The organism is Gaetbulibacter sp. M240 (assembly GCF_043876815.1).
GTDB lineage: Bacteria > Bacteroidota > Bacteroidia > Flavobacteriales > Flavobacteriaceae > Gaetbulibacter_A.
Genome location: NZ_JBAWKA010000003.1, coordinates 356,835 through 379,586, shown reverse-complemented (window position 1 = coordinate 379,586; position 22,752 = coordinate 356,835). Strand labels below are relative to the sequence as shown.

The window sequence follows — 22,752 nt, the reverse complement described above, 5'->3', positions numbered from 1 at the left end:
TGACTGTAATTATGCGGCTAATGTACTTAATAATTTAAGAAATCAAAATACTTAAAACCATTTTTTACTTTTTTTTGAAAAGTTTTAAAGAATTTACAGCAATTGCCAAAATACATTAGATAATCATTATTTTTGAATAAATATTTTAATATATGTCTATTGAAGTTTCCGGGATCACCAAACTATATGGTAAACAGAAAGCCTTGAACCAGGTGTCCTTTAAAATTGACAGCCCCGAGATCGTTGGTTTTTTGGGTCCAAATGGCGCAGGGAAATCTACCATGATGAAAATTTTAACCACCTACTTAAGACCTTCTGAAGGCACTGCGTTGGTAAATGGTTTTAACATTGATGACAATCCCGAAAATATTCAAAAAAGTGTTGGCTATTTGCCCGAGCACAATCCGCTTTATTTAGATCTTTATATTCGTGAGTATTTACAATTCAACGCCGGTATTTATAAAGTTCCCAAATCCCGAATAGACGCCGTTATTGAACAAACAGGTTTAACGCCTGAGGCCCATAAAAAGATTGGGCAACTTTCCAAAGGATATCGCCAACGAGTGGGATTGGCCAATGCCCTACTTCATGATCCGGAGGTTTTAATTTTAGATGAACCCACCACAGGTTTAGACCCGAACCAATTGGTAGATATTCGAAATCTTATCCGGAGTTTAGGGCAAACCAAAACGGTATTCCTATCCACACATATCATGCAGGAAGTGGAAGCCATGTGCGATCGCGTGATCATTATTAACCAAGGTGAGATCGTTGCTGATAAAAAATTAAAGGCGCTGCGCGACGACAAGGAGCAAACGGTTATTGTGGAATTTGATTACCGTGTAGAAGAGGCCTTTTTACAACAGCTACCTGAGGTAAAAAACGTGGTCAATAGTTATGATTTTGTGTATGAGATCACCTTTAAAACAACGGAAGACATGCGTGGCCATGTGTTTGATTTTGCCCACGACAATAAATTGAAAATACTCCAGCTCAACCAAAAGAATGCTAGTTTAGAAAGCCTTTTTAGAGATCTGACCGGTAAGGCAGAAACTACTCAAAAATAAGTCGTCCTCGATAGAGTTCTTCAACAGCAACAATTGGCGGTCGTGTCACACAGATCACATCACCGATACCCGATATTTTTCCCGTAATAGCTTGTTGGGGATTCAAGATCATATCATTAGAACTTCGATTCCAGATGGTCACGTTTTCAGCGATAAGATTCCGTCCTTCAAAACGAGAGGTTCCGGCAGCAAAAGTTACGTTTAAGTTTGTAGCCTGACCCGAAACGAAACAATTAGATAAATTATTAAAAACCACACGAAAGGTGGTCACATCCAATTCCAGATAAAAATTAGCACTGGGAAAACCATCTGGATCATTAAAATCTTCTGATAAAATAGTAAAACTAGGATAGCTTAATACCCCATCAGAACGCACATCATATTGCGTAGAAGCGCGTATTTCGGTAATATTGGGAGATGTAATATACACCTTAATACTTGAGTAATCACGCACAAAATTACAGGTGTTATTATCGGTTAATGTGAGTTTACCGTCAGTCACTGTAGCTAAGACATCATTCATTAAATTCTGCCCTGCTTCAATAACAACTTTTTGGCTAGGTCCGTCCTTCAGGATCAGTTCTATATTACGATTCACCAAAATTTTGTCAAACGGCGCCACAATAACTTCTTCCTGAACCAAAGGTCCGGCCGTTTGAAAACAATCACCAGCATTTTCACTGTTGCATCCCAACATCAAAAACACCAGTATGTAAATTGCTTTTTTCATTTTAAACTATCATTTGTTACAGACGCAAACCAACCCCAAATTCAACACACTCGGCTTTGGCACCATGCGATTTTAAGGTTATCGCGCCAAACCATTTATCGCCAAAATAACGCTTTAAACCAACCCGAAAGTAGGTTCTACCTTCAAAATCATACGGATAATATACATAATAACCCAACTGGCTAACTACCGAATATCTGTTAATAAATAATTCATGGCCGGCAAAAAGGCCAACACGCTTATAGTCCTCATCGCCTGATACATTTTCTTCAGGATAAGCAACACTTCTGTAATAGATCAATTCCTTTAAAAAGTTGGAAAAAAATACATCAGCTCCAAATTGCAAAGCACTTTTTCTGCTCAACCGCTTATCGGCATAACCAGAAAAAATATAAAAAGCATATTTTCCGCTGCCTACCACGTCACTCTCATTGATGCCCGAACGAAATACAACATTGTATTTTATAGGCTCCGTAAACTTTTTATCATCTTCAGCCAAAGTATACTGATATTCAGGCTGCATTTCGGCATCCAGATCATAGGTCACACCCAAATTCAGGGTTATGGAATTCACACTAGCATTAGGCGCCTTCACATTCGCATTAGAATAATGGATTAAGGCCAATCCACCCTGCAAACCAAAGTTTTTAAACAAGGGTTTACTTTTATAATTTAGCATCACATAAGTGCTGCTCATGATACGTGAACCAAATGCGATATTGCGATAGTTTTCAACTTTGTCATAAGGGTGATTTGTATGCGCTAAACCCTGACCAATTCGCAACATCATGTGCCGGTTTAAAAAGTAAAAGTTGTAATGGGCATAGGCCGAAACGACGCCTCCTAATTCTGGGTTTTTTAAATTCTGATAGGCCAAAGAAAATCCGTAATCCGGATAATTAAAGCGTTGCTCCCAGTCTTTAAAACCATAGGTTTGTTTATTCCAACCCAAAATAAAGCCTTCAGGATGCCCTTTAATTAAATGTAGAATATCGTTGTTATGCAGGGTAATGTTGCCGTAAAAATAATTCAAATCCAAAGCCTCCGTGTAATGTTTCTCTTGTGAAACACCATGAAAACTTAGAAAAAAAACAATTCCAAAAAGAAATAGGCGCATTAATGGGTACAATTATGCGGCAAATGTAAGAGAATTTTTAAAACAAGGCCTCTGCGATCGCTTTAATATTATCACTTTTACCCATCGAGTAGTAATGCAATACAGGCACACCAAAATCCCGAAGCTCCTTACTTTGCTGAATTGCCCACTCAACCCCTACCTCGCGCACCGCTTTATTATCTTTACACCCTTCTACGGCCGTAATTAACTCCTCAGGAATATCAATTTTAAAAACCTGTGGTAATAATTGTAAGTGCCGTTTCACAGCAATCGGTTTGATGCCTGGAATGATCGGAACCGTGATTCCCATCTCACGCGCACTTTCTACAAAATCAAAAAATTTCTTATTATCAAAAAACATCTGTGTAACCACGTAGTCTGCACCGGCATCAACTTTTTCTTTCAACCTTTTTAAATCAGATTGCATCGATGGTGCTTCCAAATGTTTCTCAGGGTAACCCGCCACGCCAATACAAAAATCTGTTTTATAATCCGATTCCACCACATCTAGCAAATACTTACCCTGATTCAAATTATTCATCTGTTTTACTAGGTCGCAAGCGTAATGATTTCCGCCTTCCGAAGGCTCAAAATACTGCTGATGTTTCATCGCATCGCCACGCAGCGCCATCACATTATCAATCCCCAAATAATGGCAATCTACCAGTAAATATTCGGTCTCCTCTTTAGTAAACCCACCACACAACACATGCGGTATGGTATCCACATTATATTTGTGCTTAATCGCCGCACAAATCCCTACAGTTCCGGGGCGCATCCGCGTAATTTTCCGGTCTAAAAGCCCATCGCCTTTATCAATATACACATACTCTTCTCGAGAGGTTGTTACATCAATAAACGGCGGATTAAACGCCATCAACGGGTCAATATTATTGTACAGTTCGTCAATACTCGTTCCCTTTTTCGGTGGAATAATCTCAAACGAAAACAGCGTTTTTCCCTTCGCGTTTTCAATATGTTCAGTTACTTTCATCTGGTAATTCTCTTTTGTTTTTATTGGTCAGATGCGATACCCATCCTCGGACCCAGCTGGAATTTTCAAACTTCTTATTTCTGGGTATTTCATTTCTATATTATTTGGGCGTTACCACAAGGGTCGCGCTTTCCGCTATATCTTTTTTTTCCTACGTCAAAAAAGGATGCCGCTGCAATCGCTAACGCAAATTATTCAGCAATATTGGGGTGCAACCATTTTCGGGCTTTCGCTTTTGGAATTCCTTTTCGGTTGGCATAATCGGTCACCTGATCATCGGTAATTTTACCCAATCCAAAATACTTCGCCTCCGGATGCGCAAAATAATAACCCGATACAGCCGCCGCCGGCCACATGGCCAAACTTTCCGTTAAACTTACACCTATTTTATTTTCAACATCCAGCAGGTCCCATATGGTTTCTTTTTCCAAGTGGTCCGGACAGGCCGGATAACCCGGTGCCGGCCGGATGCCTTTATAATGTTCTTTAATTAATTCGTCGTTACTCAAACTTTCACCCGGCGAATAACCCCAATGTTTCGTGCGCACTTGTTTGTGTAAATACTCAGCAAAGGCTTCCGCAAATCGATCTGCCAATGCCTGCGCCATAATAGCATTGTAATCGTCATGAGCTTCCTTATATCGGTCAGCCAATTCCTGAGTCCCAAAAATTCCCACACAAAAAGCACCTATATAATCAGATGTCCCGGAAGTTTCCGGAGCAATAAAATCAGCTAATGCAAAATTAGCCAGACCTTCCCGCTTTTTTAATTGCTGGCGTAATGTCCTGAAAACCGCTATGGCCTCACCTTTTTTCTTTACAACTATATCGTCTTCCACGCTGTTGGCTTCAAACAGACCAAAAATCGCTTTTGGCTTTAATTGCTGTTTCGCAATAATTTCCTGGATCATGGCTTGGGCGTCCTCAAATAATTGTGTGGCTTGTTCACCCACAACCTCATCCTTTAAAATATCCGGATATCTGCCATGCAGATCCCAACTCCTAAAAAACGGACTCCAATCTATATAAGGCAATAAGGTTTTTAAGCTCAGCTGTTCTAAAACCTGAATTCCCATTTCCTTAGGTTTCACTGGCGGATGGGTTTCCCAATCCGGCATAAACTTTTTGCTACGAGCTTCTGCCAGGGAAATATAATTTTTCTCCTTACCGCGTTTCAAAAACTTCGTCCGAAATTCTTCATATTCCGTTTTAAGTTTCGCAACATAAGCTTTACTGTTGGTTTTATTCAAAAGGTCGCCAACCACGGTTACAGCACGCGAGGCATCATTTACATGAACTACGGCATTCTTGTATTGGGTATCAATCTTAACTGCGGTATGCGCTTTTGAGGTTGTAGCACCACCAATCAGTAGAGGTACTTCAAAATTCTCACGTTGCATTTCTTTGGCTAGGTATACCATTTCATCCAACGAAGGGGTAATTAAACCTGATAAACCTATGGCATCCACGCGTTCTTTAATAGCTGTTTCTATAATTTTTTCGGGGGGTACCATAACCCCAAGATCTACGATCTCATAATTATTACAGGCCAGTACCACACTTACAATATTTTTACCAATATCGTGTACATCACCTTTTACGGTAGCCATCAATATTTTTCCAACAGGTTCTTGTTTATCTGTTTTTTCAGCCTCAATAAAAGGATTCAAGTAGGCCACAGCCTTTTTCATAACCCGTGCTGATTTTACCACCTGTGGCAAGAACATTTTTCCTGCCCCAAACAGATCTCCTACCACGTTCATACCGGTCATAAGCTCCCCTTCGATCACGTCAATAGGCTTTTTCGCGGCCTGTCGGGCTGCTTCAATATCTTCAATAATAAAGGCATCAATGCCCTTAACCAAGGCGTGAGTAATTCGTTCCTGCAAGGGCTTCTCCCTCCAGGATAAATCAGCAGTTTTTCCAACTTTTTCACCCTTTACGGTTTCGGAAAACTCCAACAACCGTTCGGTAGCATCATCCCGACGATCCAGCAAAACGTCTTCCACGTGTTCCAAAAGATCTTTTGGAATATCGTCGTAAACCTCTAGCATCGCAGGGTTTACGATCCCCATGTTCATTCCGGCCTGTACAGCATGATACAAAAAGGCAGAATTCATGGCTTCGCGCACCACATTATTACCTCGGAATGAAAAGGACACATTACTCACACCGCCACTAACGGATACATTTTGTAAATTATTCCGCACCCAACGTGTCGCTTCAATAAAATCAATAGCGTTTCTTCGGTGTTCCTCCATACCAGTACCCACCGGAAAAATATTAAGATCGAAAATAATATCCTCGGAAGGAAATTTAACCTTGTTTACCAAAATATCATAAGAGCGCTTCGCGATCTCAATACGACGTTCGTAATTATCGGCCTGCCCTACTTCATCAAAAGCCATCACGATCACAGCAGCGCCATAGCGTTTTATTTGTTTGGCTTCCCATATAAATTTTTCTTCACCTTCTTTTAAAGAAATAGAATTCACGACGCACTTCCCTTGAACCACCTGTAAACCGGCTTCAATGATCTCCCATTTTGAACTGTCTATCATAATAGGCACCCGACAAATATCCGGTTCGGCGGCAATAAGATTTAGGAAACGAACCATGGCTGTTTTACCATCGATCAAGCCATCATCCATATTGATATCAATAATCTGCGCCCCGCCATCTACCTGGTGTCTTGCAATGTCCAGAGCTTCATCGAATTGTTCTTCTTTGATCAAACGTAAAAACTTGCGCGATCCTGCCACGTTGGTACGTTCACCTACGTTTACAAAATTGCTGTTCTCATTTAAAACCAATGGTTCTAAACCGGATAAGCGCATGTATTTTGTTTGTTTTAATGCCATGTTTTACTATTAATTCAATTTTATTTCATTGTCATCCCTAAGGAGCGCAGTGACTGATGAATCTCTTCTAAATTTATCTATTTGAGATTCTTCGCTTTGCTCTGAATGACATTTTCCATCTTTTGTATCATTACGAAGAGCTTCACGACGTGGTAATCTTTTTAAACAAACCCTTAAAGCTATTTATTCGAAAGAATGCTTCGCTTTGCTCGCTATGACGGTGTTTATTAATCATTTTCATTCTAAACTGTTACAGCCAAAGGCCGTGGTTCATACTTAGCAGCGGTCTCGGCGATCACCCGAATGTGTTCCGGGGTTGTGCCGCAACAGCCACCAATGATATTCACCAAATTCTTTTTAAAATAGGCTTCAATTTGTTCTGCCATATCCTCCGGAGACTCATCATACTCACCAAAGGCATTTGGTAAGCCCGCATTAGGATGTGCCGAAATTGCAAACTCAGTTTTATGTGCAATAGCTTCCAAATGGGGTTGCAGTAAATTAGCACCCAAAGCACAATTGAATCCAACAGATAATAAAGGAATATGTGATACTGAGATCAAAAAAGCTTCCGCAGTTTGTCCAGATAAGGTTCTACCTGAGGCATCGGTTATGGTGCCACTCAGCATGATGGGAATATCAATAGCACGTTCTTCTTTCACTTCTTCAATAGCGTACAAAGCCGCTTTTGCATTCAAGGTATCAAATACGGTTTCCACCAGTAAAATATCCGAGCCACCATCCATTAAAGCTTCAACCTGTTCTTTGTAAGCTTCACGCAGTTCTTCAAAAGTGACCGCACGGTACCCGGGATCATTCACATCAGGCGACATACTCGCCGTTCGGTTCGTAGGCCCAATGGATCCAGCAACGAAACGTGGTTTATGAGGTTCTCTTGATGTAAATTCATCTGCCACTTCCCGCGCCAACTTTGCCGATTGATAATTCAGCTCATATACCAGATCTTCCATCTGATAATCGGCCATAGCGATACGCGTTCCCGAAAAAGTATTGGTCTCAACAATATCCGCTCCGGCTGCAAAATATTTTGCATGGATCTCCTTTATAGCATGTGGCTGGGTAATGGATAGCAAATCGTTGTTACCTTGCAATGCCGTTGGATAATCCTTAAAGCGCTCGCCTCTAAAATCGGCCTCTTTAAATTGATAGGCCTGCAACATCGTACCCATAGCACCATCGAGCACTAAAATACGGTCTTGTAAAGCTTTATGTAGGGTTATTGACATACCTCTATTTTTTATACCTGTATGTCATCAAGAAAAGTAAGGGAAACACTTTTCGTTATCTTTCTAATAAAAGTTTATTAGTAGAACTTAGCACCTTCTTTCATCTGTTTCCAGAAAAAGGGTTGCCAAGGCTTCAGCGGGTCTAGTCCCTCAGCCTTTCTTGATAACATCTAGTACGGTTATGAACTGCGACAAAAATAATAACTATATTTTTCTTAACCTTGAAAAAGGTTCTAAAATATTCTTAATCGAACAAAGTTGAGGATAAATAACGGTCGCCACGGTCGCAAATTACAGCGACGATTAATCCCTCGTCCAATTTCTCAGCGGTTTGTAAGGCGCAATACACCGAGCCACCACTACTCATACCGGCAAAAACACCCTCTTCTTTAGCCAAACGCTGGGTCGTGATTTTAGCATCTTCTTCAGACACATCAATTACGGTATCAACACGTTTAGGGTCGAAAAATTTTGGCACATATTCAGGCGACCACTTGCGAATTCCGGGAATTCTAGCGCCTTCTGCCGGTTGTGCTCCCACAATATGAATATCTGGATTTTGTTCCTTTAAATATTTTGAGGTTCCGGTGATGGTGCCTGTGGTTCCCATAGTAGCTACAAAGTGTGTTATCTTTCCATTAGTAGCTTCCCATATCTCCGGACCTGTAGTTTTATAATGCGCTTTCCAGTTATCGTCATTTTCAAACTGATTCAACAAGGTATAGCCTTCTTCATCACGCAGTTTAAAGGCAAGATCCCGTGATCCTTCTATTCCAATATCAGCCGATGTCAAAATAACCTTAGCACCATAAGCCCGCATCGTCTTTACGCGCTCTTCGGTGGAATTTTCAGGCATAATCAACACCATGTTCAACCCTAAAAGATTTGCTATAAAAGCCAAAGCTATCCCGGTATTGCCACTTGTGGCTTCCACTAACGTGTCTCCTTTTTTAATATCACCGCGTTTTAAGGCTTCGTTGATCATATTAAAAGCAGGCCGATCCTTTACGCTACCGCCCGGATTATTACCCTCCAACTTTAAAAACAAACGCACTCCCGGTTTGGCAAGTAAATGCGTTGCTTCTACCAAAGGGGTGTTCCCTATTTGACCTAATATGCTATTTTCGAATGCCATTTTTTCTAGGTCTGATTTTTATTTCAGTTTGATAAGTCACCACAGAGTTTTCGGGTACCGATTGAGTAATCCACACATTAGCCCCGATGATGCTATTTTTTCCAATAATAATATCGCCTCCTAAAATAGTGGCGTTCGCATAAATCGTTACATTATCCTCAATGGTCGGATGGCGTTTTACAGAAGCCAGTTCCTTAGAAATTTGAATACCTCCTAAAGTAACACCTTGATAAATTTTTACCTGATTACCAATAATTGAGGTTTCCCCAATTACGATCCCTGTACCGTGGTCGATATAAAACGATTCACCTATGGAAGCTCCGGGATGGATATCAATTCCCGTAATGCCATGGATATATTCACTCATCATTCGAGGTAAAATATAAACACCAAGAGTATGTAACTCATGACTTAACCTATAAATAGAAATCGCATGAAAGCCTGGATAGGCCAAATATATTTCTTGCAAACAATGCGAAGCGGGGTCATTACATTCAAAGGCAATCGCATCCTTATCCAGTTTCTGACGAATCTCCGGCAACTGCTGTTGAAATGCCTTCCAGATCACTTCTCCATTTTCAATATCCAGCTTATTTAAAATTTTTAGAAAGGTTGTTTCTAAGAAATCTTTATGCAGCTCTGCCTGTTGGGCGTCGAATAAAGAATAAAATAGCTTTTTGGTAAATGTTTTAACAGTATCTTTTAAACAAACATTATAACTTTTCACGTACGTGGAATATGTTATTTGATGGATTGAACAACAGCTTTTGGTGCTTCTTTGCGCGTACCGTCGAAACCATTAACCCCACTAACCGTTGTATATTTTAACACATACTTTTTACCGGGGTTAATAATACGGTAAGCTGCCTGACACATGAGCGTCGCTTCATGGAATCCACATAAAATCAGTTTCAATTTTTCAGGATACGTGTTTACATCTCCAATTGCAAAAATGCCGGGGATATTCGTTTGATAATTCAGAGAATTATCTACTTTAATCGCATTTTTTTCAATCTCCAAGCCCCAATCTGCTATTGGTCCTAATTTAGGCGACAGGCCGAACAAAGGTATAAAATGATCTGTTTCAATTAAACTGATCTCACCTTCTTTATCAACAGTTACCGAATCAATCTTGCCATTTCCATGTAAGGCAGTGATTTCGGCAGGAGTAATTAAGTCAATTTTATTCAAAAGTGTTAATTCGCGTACTTTTTCAACCGAATCCAAGGCGCCTCTAAATTGATTTCTTCTATGCACTAAGGTCACATTGGAAGCAATATCGGCTAAATAAATACTCCAATCTAAAGCGGAGTCACCACCACCAGAAATCACCACTTTTTTATTGCGGTATATTTCAGGATCTTTTATGATATATTCTACACCTTTATCCTCAAATTTGGAAAGGTTATCAAGCACCGGTTTTCTGGGTTCAAAAGACCCTAAACCTCCAGCAATAGCCACCACAGGGGCCTGATGCTTGGTTCCTTTATTGGTTGTTACAATAAAAGATCCATCGTCTTGTTTTTCTATAGTTTCAGCACGTTCTCCCAAAGTAAACCCTGGTTTAAACTGTTTACCTTGCTCTAATAAATTTCGAGTTAAATCACCCGCTAATATTTCCGGAAAACCGGGAATATCATATATCGGTTTTTTAGGGTAAATCTCAGAACACTGCCCGCCTGGTTGCGGTAAAGCATCTATCAAATGACATTTCAATTGTAATAAACCCGCTTCAAATACGGTAAATAACCCTGTTGGTCCTGCTCCTATAATTAGGATATCTGTCTTTATCATGTTATTATTCTTTTTTCGCAATTAATCCTTTCGTAAATTCATTGAGGGTTGTTACTTTTTCCTCAAAATCTCCTTGTATTGTTTTTCTGTATTCATTTAAATTTTTTACCAAATCATCAATGTTTTCAGGAATTACCTCCTCAAAATACTGACGTAAACGTTTGGCGGTTGTTGGCGATTTTCCATTTGTTGAAATCGCTACTTTAACATTGCCTTTGGTCACTATGCCTCCCATGTAAAAATCACAATATGGAGGGTTATCAGCTACATTAACTAATTTAGCCTCAGCCCGGCAATCACGCCAAACATTAATATTAACCTCGGGTATATCGGTCGTAGCTACAACGATATGCTTACCCTTTAAATATTCTTTTTTGTAGACGTCATCAACCAAAGTCACCTCTCCTGTTTTTGCTAGCGCTATGGTATCCGAACGAAACATCGGCGATACCATAGTTACCTTAGCATCCGGACTCGACTTTAATAAAAAGTGAAGCTTCTCTTCTGCCACATAGCCTCCGCCAACAATAAGCACCTCAAGGTTTTTCACTTTTAAAAAAATAGGATATAGATTATTTCGATCCATAATTTTATGCCTTCGCGAATTCTTTATTTATCCTGCCTAAAACAGCTCGTTCCTTAACTACATCACCAATAATTATAATCGCAGGAGAACTCAATTTTTTTTCTTTTGCAAGATACTCAATCGTATCTATAGTACCAATTCCAACCTGTTCATCTTTTCTGGTTCCATTTTGGATGATGGCAACGGATGTATCTTTTTTCCCTGCACTTTTGAAAATCTCTACGATTTCTGAAAGCTTATGCATTCCCATGAGAATAACTACCGTAGCCGTAGACTGTGCCGCTAAAGCGACATCCTCAGACAAGGAATGATGTCTGGTTGTTGCCGTAACGACCCAAAAACTTTCAGAAGCTCCACGTTTTGTAAGTGGTATACCTTGATACGCGGGTACTGCTGAAGCTGAACTGATTCCAGGAACCACATAGGTTTCCAATCCATGAGAACGTACATAATCAATTTCCTCGGCACCACGACCAAAAATAAAGGGATCGCCACCTTTTAAGCGCACCACATGGCCTTTTGTCTGGGCTTTCATGACAATGAGGTCGTTGATTTGGTCTTGCTGATAACTATAACATCCTTTGCGCTTCCCAACAAAAATACACTCGGTATCTTTTTTGGCATACTCTAGTAAATCTTCATTAACCAAAGCGTCATAAAGAATAACATCGGCTGATTTAATCGCTTTGATAGCTTTAAGCGTAATCAAATCAATATCTCCGGGGCCTGCGCCCACAACCGTTAATGTTGGAATTTTTCCTACTTCATTTCTCATAACGCATTATTTTAACGCTCCAACGGAAGATTCTCTAAACGCTCTTACTTGGTTTAAAAATTTCTTTGCGTTTTCAATATATTGAGTCGCAAATTCTTCGCTTGGTTGAAATTTATTAATTTGATAAATAATATCTGAGAAAGTCTGGCCTAAGCTAAGTTCACCGGATTCAACAAATAGCTCATCAAACTGTTTAATGATATTTGCCTGAGAATTGGTTTTTTTGTTTTCCGCAATTAATAAGGCTTTCGCCGAATTGACCATGGATGTATAAGCGTGATAAATAGCATGTGAATACACCTTATTTTCGAAGGCTTCTTCTGCGCTTTCAATCTTTTCTTCACTTTCCAAAAATAATGTCGCTACCAGGTCCACTACAACACCGGCACATTCCCCGATACCTATTTCTTTCACATATTCCTCATTCGTTCCCCAATCTATAAAATCGTCCTGCGTCAAATTAGAAACATCCTGTAGATCATTTAACAGATCATAGAAATACCGTTCACCGGTTATGGTGTAATAGGCCTCAAAGGATTTTCCTTCTGCATTTGCTTCATAATCATTTAAAATACGTCGCAACGCCTCCGGACCTCTTTTACTGGGAACTTTCACTACTTTATCAGCAAAAACACCTTGCCCATTTCCTTTATTACCACCACCTAATAACACTTGCAAAGCAGGTGCTACTAATTTATCCGGAGTTCGCACAGACATGCCTTGAAAACCGATGTGCGCCATATTATGTTGGCCACAAGCGTTCATACAACCACTGATTTTAATAACCACGTCGTCGTTATTCAAATATTGTGGATATTCCGCTTTAATAACGCGCTCTAACTCATCGGCAATTCCCGTACTACTTGCAATACCCAGATTACAAGTATCAGTTCCGGGACACGCTGTTATATCAACAGCCTTATTATAACCCGGTTCAGCAAAACCTAATTTTTTCAATTCGGTATAGAAAAAAGGTATGAGATCTTCTTTTACGAAAGGAATTAAAATGTTTTGTCGGAGCGTTAAACGAATTTCTCCTGCAGCATATTCTTCAACAAGATCAGCTAATAAACGCGCTTTATCCGTATAAAAATCGCCAAGCAACACTTTAATTCCGATAGCCACATAACCCTCTTGCTTTTGAGGCACCAAGTTATTGGATTTCCATAATTCGAAAGCTTTTTTATCTGCGATCTCCACCTCAGGAACTTCGACACTTTTTGGTTGCGAGGCTTCATAAGCATCGGCATCAATGGGCACAGAATTATTTTCAATAGCTTTTTGTTCCTCAGCAATTAATTCCTTTAAGGCATCTAAACCGATATCCTTCAATAAAAATTTCATACGAGCTTTCGCGCGACTTTTACGTTCGCCATAGCGATCGAAAATACGCAACACCCCTTCCATTACAGGGATGATCTTATCACTTTCCAAAAACTCATAAAATACATCAGCATGACGCGGTTGAGATCCTAAACCTCCACCAATCATCACTTTAAAACCACGAACACCATTTTGGATTTTAGCTATAAAGCCCAGATCGTGCATGTATGATAAGCCGGTATCTTCGTCAGATGATGAAAAAGACACTTTAAATTTACGCCCCATTTCCTGACAGATGGGATGACGTAAAAAGAACTTAAATACCGCTTCAGCATAAGGCGAAACATCGAAAGGTTCGTTCACGTCAATACCGGCCGTTTCGCTCGCGGTTACATTTCGAACCGTGTTTCCACAGGCCTCACGCAGAGTGACCTGATCACGCTCCAATTCTGCCCAAAGTTCTGGTGTACGATTCAAATCCACATAATGAATTTGAATATCTTGACGCGTGGTAATATGTAATCGGCCGCGCGAGTATTCATCGGAAACATCAGCAATACGACGCAATTGATGACTCTTCACTTTCCCATAAGGCAATTTGATACGGATCATTTGCACACCTTCCTGACGTTGTCCATAAACACCTCGTGCCAGACGTAAACTACGGAACTTCTCCTCGTCTATATTTTTGTTATTGAATTGTTCAATTTTTTGAGCTAATTCAATAATATCGCGTTCCACAAGTGGATTTTCTATTTCTGTTCTAAAACTTTGCATGTTTCTATTTATTGAATGAAACCGGCACCAACCGTGTTGTTATTTCTAGTGTCGATTAAAATGAAGGACCCATTTGTTCTATGATTTTTAAAAGCATCATAAAAAATAGGCTTATTCAGTTTGAAACTTACCGACGCAATATCGTTCATACCCAAATCAGTTGCCCCAGTTTCAATCCCTGAATAATCCGGATGTATCTTATGATTGATAGCGTCTACCTTGGCAAGAACTTTATTCACACCGTGCTGTACCACATATTTTGCTCCGGGAGTTAATTTTTCAGCATCCATCCAGCAAACATTGGCTGTGAATTGTTTATCTACGGTGGGTAGGTCATTTGCTTTTACGATCATATCGCCCCGACTTACATTAATTTCATCTTCCAAGGTGATGGTTACAGATGAACGTCTGGACGCCGTTTGATACTGATCCTTGTAAAAATAGATCGCTTTAATCTTTGATCGCGTTTGTGAAGGCAGTACCACAACCTCATCACCAACGCTTAATTCACCACCATAAACCTTTCCGGCGTAGCCGCGAAAATCATGAAAATCTTCTGTTTTAGGGCGAATTACGTATTGCACAGGAAAACGTGGCGTACCCACATTGAAAATATCTGCCTTTTGTACTTTTTCTAAATGTTCTAATAACGTTTCACCTTCATACCAGGTCATTTTCTTAGATTTATTTACTACGTTATCACCCTTTAGAGCACTTACAGGAATAAAGGTTATTTTTTGATCCTGATAATCACGCTTCGCCATCAAAGCTTCAAAATCAGATTTGATATTTTCATAAATGTCTTCAGAATAATCAACTAAATCCATTTTATTAATCGCCACAACCACATCTTTGATACGTAAAAGGTTGTTGATGAAAAAGTGACGGTTCGTTTGGTCGATAACACCTTTTCGTGCATCAATAAGGATGATGGAAGCTTGCGAGGTGGACGCACCGGTAACCATGTTTCTTGTATACTCTACATGACCCGGGGTGTCTGCGATAATGTAGCTTTTCTTCTTGGTTGAAAAATAAATGTGGGCTACGTCAATAGTAATGCCCTGTTCGCGTTCGGCGATCAAGCCGTCGGTGGCTAAGGAAAAATCCAAATAATCATATCCTCGTTGCTTGCTTGTTTTTTCAATGGCTTCAAGCTTATCGGTTGTCAACGATTTTGTGTCATAAAGTAATCGTCCGATGAGTGTACTTTTCCCATCATCTACACTTCCTGCTGTTGCTATTTTTAATACTTCCATAATGTCTTTTGACTAACTCATTTCAGCTTAGCTGAAACTAATTTTTTAAATTTTTTTTGAATAAAACTCGAATCAAATACCTTCGAATTTTAGAAATAACCTTGTTGTTTACGTTTCTCCATGGCGGCCTCCGAGCGTTTATCATCAATTCGAGCACCGCGCTCTGAAATACTGCTTTCTCTGATCTCTTCAACCACCTTATCAATCGTGGTGGCATAAGACATTACAGCTGCGGTACAACTCATATCACCTACGGTTCGGAATCTTACAAATTCCTCAAACACTTCCTCATGTTTATCACGATAAACAACCTCATCATCAGCGGTCCAGATCAATCCATCACGTAAAAAGACCTTACGTTTGTGAGCAAAATAAATGGATGGAATTTCAATTTGTTCTCTTTCGATATAAGACCAAACATCCAGTTCCGTCCAGTTTGAAATTGGAAAAACCCGAACATTTTGTCCGATTTCGATGTTGCCATTAAGCATATCGAATAATTCAGGTCGTTGATTCTTTTCATCCCACTGACCGAAATCATCACGAACCGAAAATATACGTTCTTTAGCACGTGCTTTCTCTTCATCACGACGTGCTCCACCGATGCACGCATCGAACTTAAATTCTTCAATAGCATCTAAAAGCGTGGTAGTTTGCAGTGAATTACGGCTCGCATAACGTCCGGATTCTTCAAAAACCTTTCCTTCGTCAATAGAGTCCTGCACATGACGCACAATAAGATCCAGACCAAGTTCTTTAACTAAGCGGTCCCGAAACTCTATAGTCTCAGGGAAATTGTGCCCAGTATCGATATGCATCAATGGAAATGGAACCTTAGCCGGATAAAAGGCTTTAACAGCCAATCGAACCAGAGTAATCGAGTCCTTTCCTCCTGAAAATAGAAGTACCGGTTTTTCAAATTGTGCCGCAACCTCTCTCAGAATGTAGATCGCTTCGTTCTCTAATGAATTAATATGAGATGTGTCTTGTTTCATTGTTTTTGTGTTTAAGCATGTAAGCCACATTCTCTGTTGGCCAATGCTTTTGTGGGGTCAAAATATTTAAATTCGTTTGGTAACTTATGTGTTGCTAAATAAGCGTCTAATTGCTCGTCAGACCAATGGTAAAATGGACTCACTTTAAGGACGCCATCTTTACTCAAACTGAAAATATCGATACTGTTTCTAAAGGCCGTTTGCCCTTTTCTTAAATTGGTAAACCAAACTTCAGGTTGATGTTCTGCCATGGCCCGGGTGAACGGTTCCAATTTTACCTGTTCGGTAAATATGGTGTGTTCCGGTGTATCAATTTGAGGAATGCCCAATACCACATCGCGATGCGCAGCCGTTTGTTTCGGAACATATAAAAAGATATTTAAATCTAATTGTTTAATAACGGCCTCGGCATGACGATAGGTTTGTGGCGTATTGTATCCCGTATCGCACCAAACTACAGCTGTTCTGGGTGAAACTTCAGTGACAGCATGCAAAATTGCCGCCTCATATGGACGAAAATTTGTAGTGACAACTGCTTTGCCGGAAAGCGCTAAGGCTTGTTTAATAATCGCTTCCGGCTCAGCTGCTGCCAAATCTCTATTTAGTTTAGTTATGTATTCTTGTTTTATCATTATTTTCCCCATTGAATGGTGTTCCAAATACGCTCGTGAAAAAAGTACAATATCATTTTAGTGACCAGTTCGATCCCTCCAATTGAAAAGGCTAAATCTAGTTTCCCCGTTATTAACCAGGAAATAAGTATGGTATCCAACGTTCCTATAGTACGCCAACTCAAAGATTTCACAATACTTCGAAGCGGTTTCTCATCCAGAACGTCCTCTTTATAATTTGTTTTTTCTTTCGTTTGTATTAACATGATATCACAACTATTTAGTATTTCATATAATTCCTATCAGTTTAGTAGGAAATACAAAAGTATAAATAAATTTGGAAGAAAAAAGGAGATGATTTAATTTTTTTGAATATTATAGAATTTTAGGCAATTCCTTTAAATATTGAGAAGATAATCAATAAAAATTGAGAAAGTCGTAGAGGTTAAGCCTTAGAAAAATCAGCTAAAGTGGTGTTCCGGAATATATCGAGGGTGTTATCACGAACCTTTAACATGAGTTTGTGAACGCTACACGTTTTCTCATCGGGACAATCATCGCAAGGTTCATAATAGTTTAAACTTACACAGGACACCATTGCGATGGGACCTTCAAGAACCCGCATAACCTCCGTCATTAAAATATACTCAGGCTCCTTTAATAAGTAATAGCCACCGTTCTTCCCTTTTTTAGATCCAAGGAAACCCGATTTACGAAGCGTTAATAAAATACTTTCTAAAAATTTCTGTGGGATTTGCTCAAATTTGGCAATCTCCCCGACCTGAACAGGGTTTTCTCCCTCATGACGTGCGATATATGTGAGGGCTTTTAGTCCGTATTTTGTTTTCTTGGAAAGCATTCTGCTAATATACTAATTTAATGCCTGTTCCAGATCAATAATAATATCATCTACATGTTCAAGCCCTACAGAGATTCGCACCAAACCATCCGTAATATTAACGGCTAAGCGGTCTTCTTCAGCCAAACTACTATGGGTGGTTGAAGCCGGATGGGTTACAATAGTTCGGGTATCCCCTAAATTTGCGGAAAGCGAACACATCTTTATGCTATTTAGAAATTTACGACCGGCATCAATGCCACCTTTTACTTCAAAAGCTACAATGTTGCCTCCTAATTTCATTTGCTTTTTAGCCACCTGATATTGCGGATGTGACTTTAAAAAAGGATATTTTACCCAATTGATCTTCGGATGATTTTCCAAAAACACTGCTAATTTCATAGCATTCTCACAATGCTTTTCTACACGAACCGGTAGTGTTTCTAAACTTTTAGAGAGCACCCAGGCGTTAAATGGAGATAAGGCCGGACCCGTGTTTCTGGAGAACAAATAGATTTCCCGAATCAGATCAGCCTGACCTACGGTAACACCTCCTAAAACGCGCCCCTGACCATCGATCAATTTTGTAGCAGAATGTATCACCAAATGCGCACCGTGTTTGATAGGTTGCTGGATATAAGGTGTAGCAAAACAATTGTCAATGATAAGGATCAAATCATGTTTTTTCGCAATACTACTCAATACGTCCATATCAATAATATCCACCGCCGGATTGGTAGGTGTCTCAGCGTATAAAATTTTAGTCGCTGGAGTGATAAAAGATTCAATCGTTTCCGGTTTATTAATATCAAAATAACTTGTCGTTATATTCCATTTTGGTAAAAACTTAGTAAACAAACTATGCGTAGATCCAAAGACTGATCGTGCAGAGACGATATGATCACCACTATTTAGCAAAGCGGCAAATGTTGAAAACACGGCTGCCATGCCGGTTGCAAATGCATAACCAGTTTCAGCACCCTCCATTTTACAAATTTTATCCACAAATTCACTCGTATTGGGATTCGTAAAGCGACTGTAAATATTGCGCTCTTTTTCTTCCGAAAATGACGCCCGCATATCTTCAGCATCCTCAAAAATAAAACTTGAAGTTAGATACAAGGGTACAGAGTGTTCTAAAAATTCTGTACGATCCAACTGACTACGAATGGCCTCTGTTTCTATATGTCTCTTTTTACTACTCATAAACTTATTTTAAGCTGCTCACTACGCTTTTTTCAACTAATTTATATGTTTGGATAATCTCAAAATATCACCAAAAACGCCTCTTGCCGTTACCTCAGCACCGGCACCGGCACCCTGAATTACAATGGGTTGCTCTCCATAACTTTCGGTAAATATCTCAAAGATAGCATCACTACCTTTAACATGGCCCAAGGTACTATCTTCAGGCACAGAAACCAATTTTACTTCCAACTGACCTTTATCCTGAGATAGATCTCCAAATAAATCGCCTACGTACCGCAATACATGACCGTCAGCTTGCTCTTCTTTAAGGGTTTGGAATCCGTCATCAAGAACATTCAACTGCCCCAAAAAGTCTTCTACCGAAATATCCTGATATTCCTTGGGAATTAAATTTTGAATAGACACATCCTCAAACTCATTTCGTAGATCCAATTCTCTGGCCAAAATCAATAATTTTCTAGCGACATCATTCCCTGAAAAATCCTCGCGCGGGTCGGGCTCTGTAAATCCTTTATCTATAGTTTCCTGTACAATAGTACTAAAAGGTTTATCCTTTACTGAAAAATGGTTAAATAAATAACTCAAAGTTCCTGAAAACACCCCACGAATTCGGGTAATATTCTCCCCGGATTCATGCAATAATTTAATGGTGTCAATTAATGGTAAACCCGCCCCTACTGTGGTTTCATACAGATATTCCTTATTGTGTTCTTTCAAATGACTGCGAAGTGTAGTATAAAAATCATGTGAAATGGTATTCGCTATTTTATTAGACGATACGAGATCGAATCCGGCTTCTACAAGAGGCACATAATTCTTATGGAAATCGCTGCTTGAAGTATTATCCACCGCAATTAAATTCTCTAAATGATGCGTATTAGCAAAATCAATGATCGCTTCAATCGAACTTTCCGTGGTCGTATTTTGTATTTCTGACTTCCAGTTTACTGTAGCCCCTTTTTTATTTAATATTAATTTTTTCGAATTTGAAATCGCAAAAACATTTAAATAAATGCCTTTACGCTTCTCAATATCATCCTTCGACTTTAATATCTGATCGATAAGCGCGCCACCCACCAAACCGTGACCGAAGATAGCAATATTGATCTTCTTTGAGATCCCAAAAACCTCTCCGTGAATCACATTCATGGCTTTATGAAGCTGCTGTTTTTTAACCACCAAACTCACATTTTTTCCTGTAACTGTATTATTAAACAATAAAGGTGTGATTTGGTTTTTGATCAAAGCGTTAAATGGTTTGTGGAAAGAACTTAAAGCAATTCCCACAATGGAAATTACCGAAACATCGTCAACAACATGAATGTTATTCACGTCCTGAGAATAAAAATCACGTTCAAATTCACGTTCAAGAGCAATCACAGCCTGAGTTGCCTGGTCGGCGTTAATAACCAGACCTATCCCACGTTCAGAAGACCCTTGCGAAATGATACTCACACTAATATCCTTATTTGCTAAAGCTCCAAAAATACGGGCATCAACACCACTTTTCCCCAGCAAACCGCGACCTTCGAGGTTTATTAGGGATACATTCTCCAAAACAGATAAGGATGTAACTTCCTTAGAATTCGGTTTTGCAGTGATTAAAGTACCTTCATCCTCAGGATTGAAGGTGTTCAAAATTCGAAGATTGATGTTTTTTTCAACCAACGGAATAATCGTTTTAGCATGCAGAACGGTGGTTCCAAAGTTGGCCAACTCATTGGCTTCACTAAACGAAAGTTCCCTGATCTTTTGGGCATCCTCAACAAGGTCAGGATTAGCCGTATAAATACCATTTACATGGGTATAATTTTGCAATTCTTCGGCATCGAGATAATTGGCTAGTAATGCAGCTGTATAATTGCTACCGTTACGGCCCAAAGTAGTTGTTTCATTATTCGCATTGGATGCAATAAAACCAGTAACTACGGGCACGGTATCGGTTAAAATAGTTTTAAAATACTGCTTGATATTGTCCTTGGACAGTTGTGCAATAGGCTGCGCATTTCCAAAACTGCCATCCGTTTTTATTAGTTTTCTAGCGTCTGTAGGCTGTGCTTTAATACCACGCTCATTCAGTAACCCAGATACCATTTTAACGGCTAGTAATTCACCATGTGCTAAAATCTCATCCTTGGTTTTTTTACTGTAATCGCGCAATAAACTCACGCCTTCAAACAGTTTTTCTAATGTTGAAAATTCGGCTTCAAAATCCACAGATGGTAGCGGTTCCGATTGATAGGCTTTAAAAGTTTCAAAATCGGCTTTATAATCTTTGCCCAAATATGCCTTATCTAATATAGACTCAAGCGCATCCGTGGCATTTCCTCTGGCGGAAACCACGAGGGTTATTTTTTCCCCGACCTTCACTTTTGCTTCTACTATGGAAATCACTTTTTCCAAACCTTCACCATTCGCAAGAGACGTCCCGCCAAACTTAATCACTTTCATTTTTTTCTTTTTTGAATCAGGCACAAAAATGCCTTCGATAATCTTCTCTAATTGTTCGTATTCCATTAAAAAGGCGTCATGACCGTGCACCGAATGAATTTCATTGTAAGTAACATTCGCATGCGACACTGCCAATTGTTTATGTGTTTGCCGATTTTCTTCAGCCGTAAAAAACAGATCAGAATCGACACCCACGATATGAATATTGGCTTCAATATTATCTAAAACGTTGAAAGCCTCGGGTCTTCCCTTGGTCACATCTATGGTCTTCAATAGCTGATTCATCAATTTGTAGGCAGATAACTGAAAACGTTCCTGCAACTTTTTACCATGATGAAGCAACCAGCTTTCCACATTAAATATCTCCAGATCTTCATTTTTACTACGCTGAAAACGTGCTTTAAAAGATTCCGGAGTTCGATAACACAGCATGGCATGCATACGGGCATCATGTACCGGGTTTTTCGAATTCAATAAAAACTGTTCTTGAATCTGACAGTTGGCAATCAACCAGTCAGTAGCCTTCCAATCTGTGGCCACGGTTACCAAATGTTTGGCCACATCGGGTTTCAGAACAGCCATTTCCCAGGCCAGACCACCGCCCAAAGAACCACCAATTATAGCAAAAACTTGTTCAATTTTTAAGGTCGTTAAACCCTGTAAAAAAATCCGGGCTACATCTCTGGCTACAAAATCTTTGTAATTCTCGATCACAAAACCATCATACCCATTTCCGGGAATATTAAAGGCCAATACCGTGTAAAGTTTCGTATCGATAACCTTATCGTCACCCACAAGATCATTCCACCAGCCATCCTCTCCGGCCACGTTACTATTTCCCGTTAAGGCATGGTTTACCAGCACCACAGGAGCCTTACCCAACGCCTTACCGAAAACTTGGTAGCTCAAAGGAATTTCAGGGTATAGGACACCACTTTCAGTAGTAAAATTAGTAATTCTGGTATGTTTCAGTTTTGAATTCAAGG

19 protein-coding genes and 1 riboswitch are annotated in these 22,752 nt (G+C 39.6%); of the genes, 1 reads left to right on the top strand and 18 read right to left on the bottom strand.

Annotated features, from left to right (window positions below; genetic code table 11):
• Positions 1–152: 152 nt before the first annotated feature.
• Positions 153–1,067, top strand: a complete 915-nt coding sequence (gene gldA, locus V8G61_RS10830) for a gliding motility-associated ABC transporter ATP-binding subunit GldA (protein ID WP_394875685.1) — start codon at positions 153–155, stop codon at positions 1,065–1,067.
• Here gldA and V8G61_RS10825 read toward each other — a convergent pair.
• The 18 genes from V8G61_RS10825 to thrA form a co-directional block, all read right to left on the bottom strand.
• Positions 1,054–1,797 carry a head GIN domain-containing protein gene (locus tag V8G61_RS10825; RefSeq protein ID WP_394875684.1) on the bottom strand — a complete coding sequence of 248 codons (744 nt, stop codon included), beginning with the start codon at positions 1,795–1,797 and terminating at the stop codon, positions 1,054–1,056. The two genes, gldA and V8G61_RS10825, sit on opposite strands and share 14 nt — an antisense overlap.
• Before the next feature lie 16 nt (positions 1,798–1,813).
• Complete coding sequence (locus V8G61_RS10820; protein ID WP_394875683.1) at positions 1,814–2,914, bottom strand: acyloxyacyl hydrolase; 1,101 nt, start codon at positions 2,912–2,914, stop codon at positions 1,814–1,816.
• A 37-nt stretch (positions 2,915–2,951) separates the two neighbouring features.
• Positions 2,952–3,908 (bottom strand): methylenetetrahydrofolate reductase [NAD(P)H], encoded by a 957-nt coding sequence (gene metF, locus V8G61_RS10815; RefSeq protein WP_394875682.1) that lies wholly within the window; start codon positions 3,906–3,908, stop codon positions 2,952–2,954.
• 191 nt (positions 3,909–4,099) lie between these two features.
• On the bottom strand, positions 4,100–6,769 hold the full coding sequence (metH, locus tag V8G61_RS10810; RefSeq protein ID WP_394875681.1) for a methionine synthase: 2,670 nt from the start codon (positions 6,767–6,769) through the stop codon (positions 4,100–4,102).
• A 242-nt stretch (positions 6,770–7,011) separates the two neighbouring features.
• Positions 7,012–8,016: a homocysteine S-methyltransferase family protein gene (locus V8G61_RS10805; RefSeq protein WP_394875679.1), complete on the bottom strand. Its 1,005-nt coding sequence runs from the start codon at positions 8,014–8,016 to the stop codon at positions 7,012–7,014.
• Positions 8,017–8,068: 52 nt separating this feature from the next.
• Positions 8,069–8,186: riboswitch (SAM riboswitch) on the bottom strand.
• Between the two features lie 74 nt (positions 8,187–8,260).
• Positions 8,261–9,151 (bottom strand): cysteine synthase CysM, encoded by an 891-nt coding sequence (cysM, locus tag V8G61_RS10800; RefSeq protein ID WP_394875678.1) that lies wholly within the window; start codon positions 9,149–9,151, stop codon positions 8,261–8,263.
• Positions 9,135–9,878, bottom strand: coding sequence for a serine O-acetyltransferase EpsC (gene epsC / locus V8G61_RS10795; protein WP_394875677.1), 744 nt, complete (start codon positions 9,876–9,878; stop codon positions 9,135–9,137). The genes cysM and epsC overlap by 17 nt, the downstream gene beginning before the upstream one ends.
• 14 nt (positions 9,879–9,892) lie before the next feature.
• Positions 9,893–10,945: an NAD(P)/FAD-dependent oxidoreductase gene (locus V8G61_RS10790; protein ID WP_394875676.1), complete on the bottom strand. Its 1,053-nt coding sequence runs from the start codon at positions 10,943–10,945 to the stop codon at positions 9,893–9,895.
• 4 nt (positions 10,946–10,949) lie between these two features.
• Entirely contained in the window at positions 10,950–11,531 is a 582-nt protein-coding gene (locus V8G61_RS10785) for a bifunctional precorrin-2 dehydrogenase/sirohydrochlorin ferrochelatase (protein WP_394875675.1), read from the bottom strand.
• A 4-nt stretch (positions 11,532–11,535) separates the two neighbouring features.
• Positions 11,536–12,306 (bottom strand): uroporphyrinogen-III C-methyltransferase, encoded by a 771-nt coding sequence (gene cobA / locus V8G61_RS10780; RefSeq protein WP_394875674.1) that lies wholly within the window; start codon positions 12,304–12,306, stop codon positions 11,536–11,538.
• Between the two features lie 6 nt (positions 12,307–12,312).
• A complete protein-coding gene (locus tag V8G61_RS10775; RefSeq protein WP_394875673.1) occupies positions 12,313–14,406 on the bottom strand; it encodes a HEPN domain-containing protein in 2,094 nt (697 codons plus the stop codon).
• A gap of 8 nt (positions 14,407–14,414) precedes the next feature.
• Entirely contained in the window at positions 14,415–15,662 is a 1,248-nt protein-coding gene (locus tag V8G61_RS10770; protein WP_394875672.1) for a sulfate adenylyltransferase subunit 1, read from the bottom strand.
• An 89-nt stretch (positions 15,663–15,751) separates the two neighbouring features.
• Positions 15,752–16,657, bottom strand: a complete 906-nt coding sequence (gene cysD / locus V8G61_RS10765) for a sulfate adenylyltransferase subunit CysD (protein WP_394875671.1) — start codon at positions 16,655–16,657, stop codon at positions 15,752–15,754.
• An 11-nt stretch (positions 16,658–16,668) separates the two neighbouring features.
• Positions 16,669–17,289, bottom strand: a complete 621-nt coding sequence (locus V8G61_RS10760; RefSeq protein WP_394875670.1) for a phosphoadenosine phosphosulfate reductase family protein — start codon at positions 17,287–17,289, stop codon at positions 16,669–16,671.
• Positions 17,289–17,534 carry a DUF2061 domain-containing protein gene (locus tag V8G61_RS10755; RefSeq protein ID WP_394875669.1) on the bottom strand — a complete coding sequence of 82 codons (246 nt, stop codon included), beginning with the start codon at positions 17,532–17,534 and terminating at the stop codon, positions 17,289–17,291. The genes V8G61_RS10760 and V8G61_RS10755 overlap by 1 nt, the downstream gene beginning before the upstream one ends.
• Before the next feature lie 179 nt (positions 17,535–17,713).
• A complete protein-coding gene (locus V8G61_RS10750; RefSeq protein ID WP_394875668.1) occupies positions 17,714–18,127 on the bottom strand; it encodes an RrF2 family transcriptional regulator in 414 nt (137 codons plus the stop codon).
• 12 nt (positions 18,128–18,139) lie between these two features.
• Positions 18,140–19,312, bottom strand: coding sequence for a trans-sulfuration enzyme family protein (locus tag V8G61_RS10745; RefSeq protein ID WP_394875667.1), 1,173 nt, complete (start codon positions 19,310–19,312; stop codon positions 18,140–18,142).
• A 36-nt stretch (positions 19,313–19,348) separates the two neighbouring features.
• Complete coding sequence (thrA, locus tag V8G61_RS10740; RefSeq protein ID WP_394875666.1) at positions 19,349–22,750, bottom strand: bifunctional aspartate kinase/homoserine dehydrogenase I; 3,402 nt, start codon at positions 22,748–22,750, stop codon at positions 19,349–19,351.
• Between the last annotated feature and the right edge of the window lie 2 nt (positions 22,751–22,752).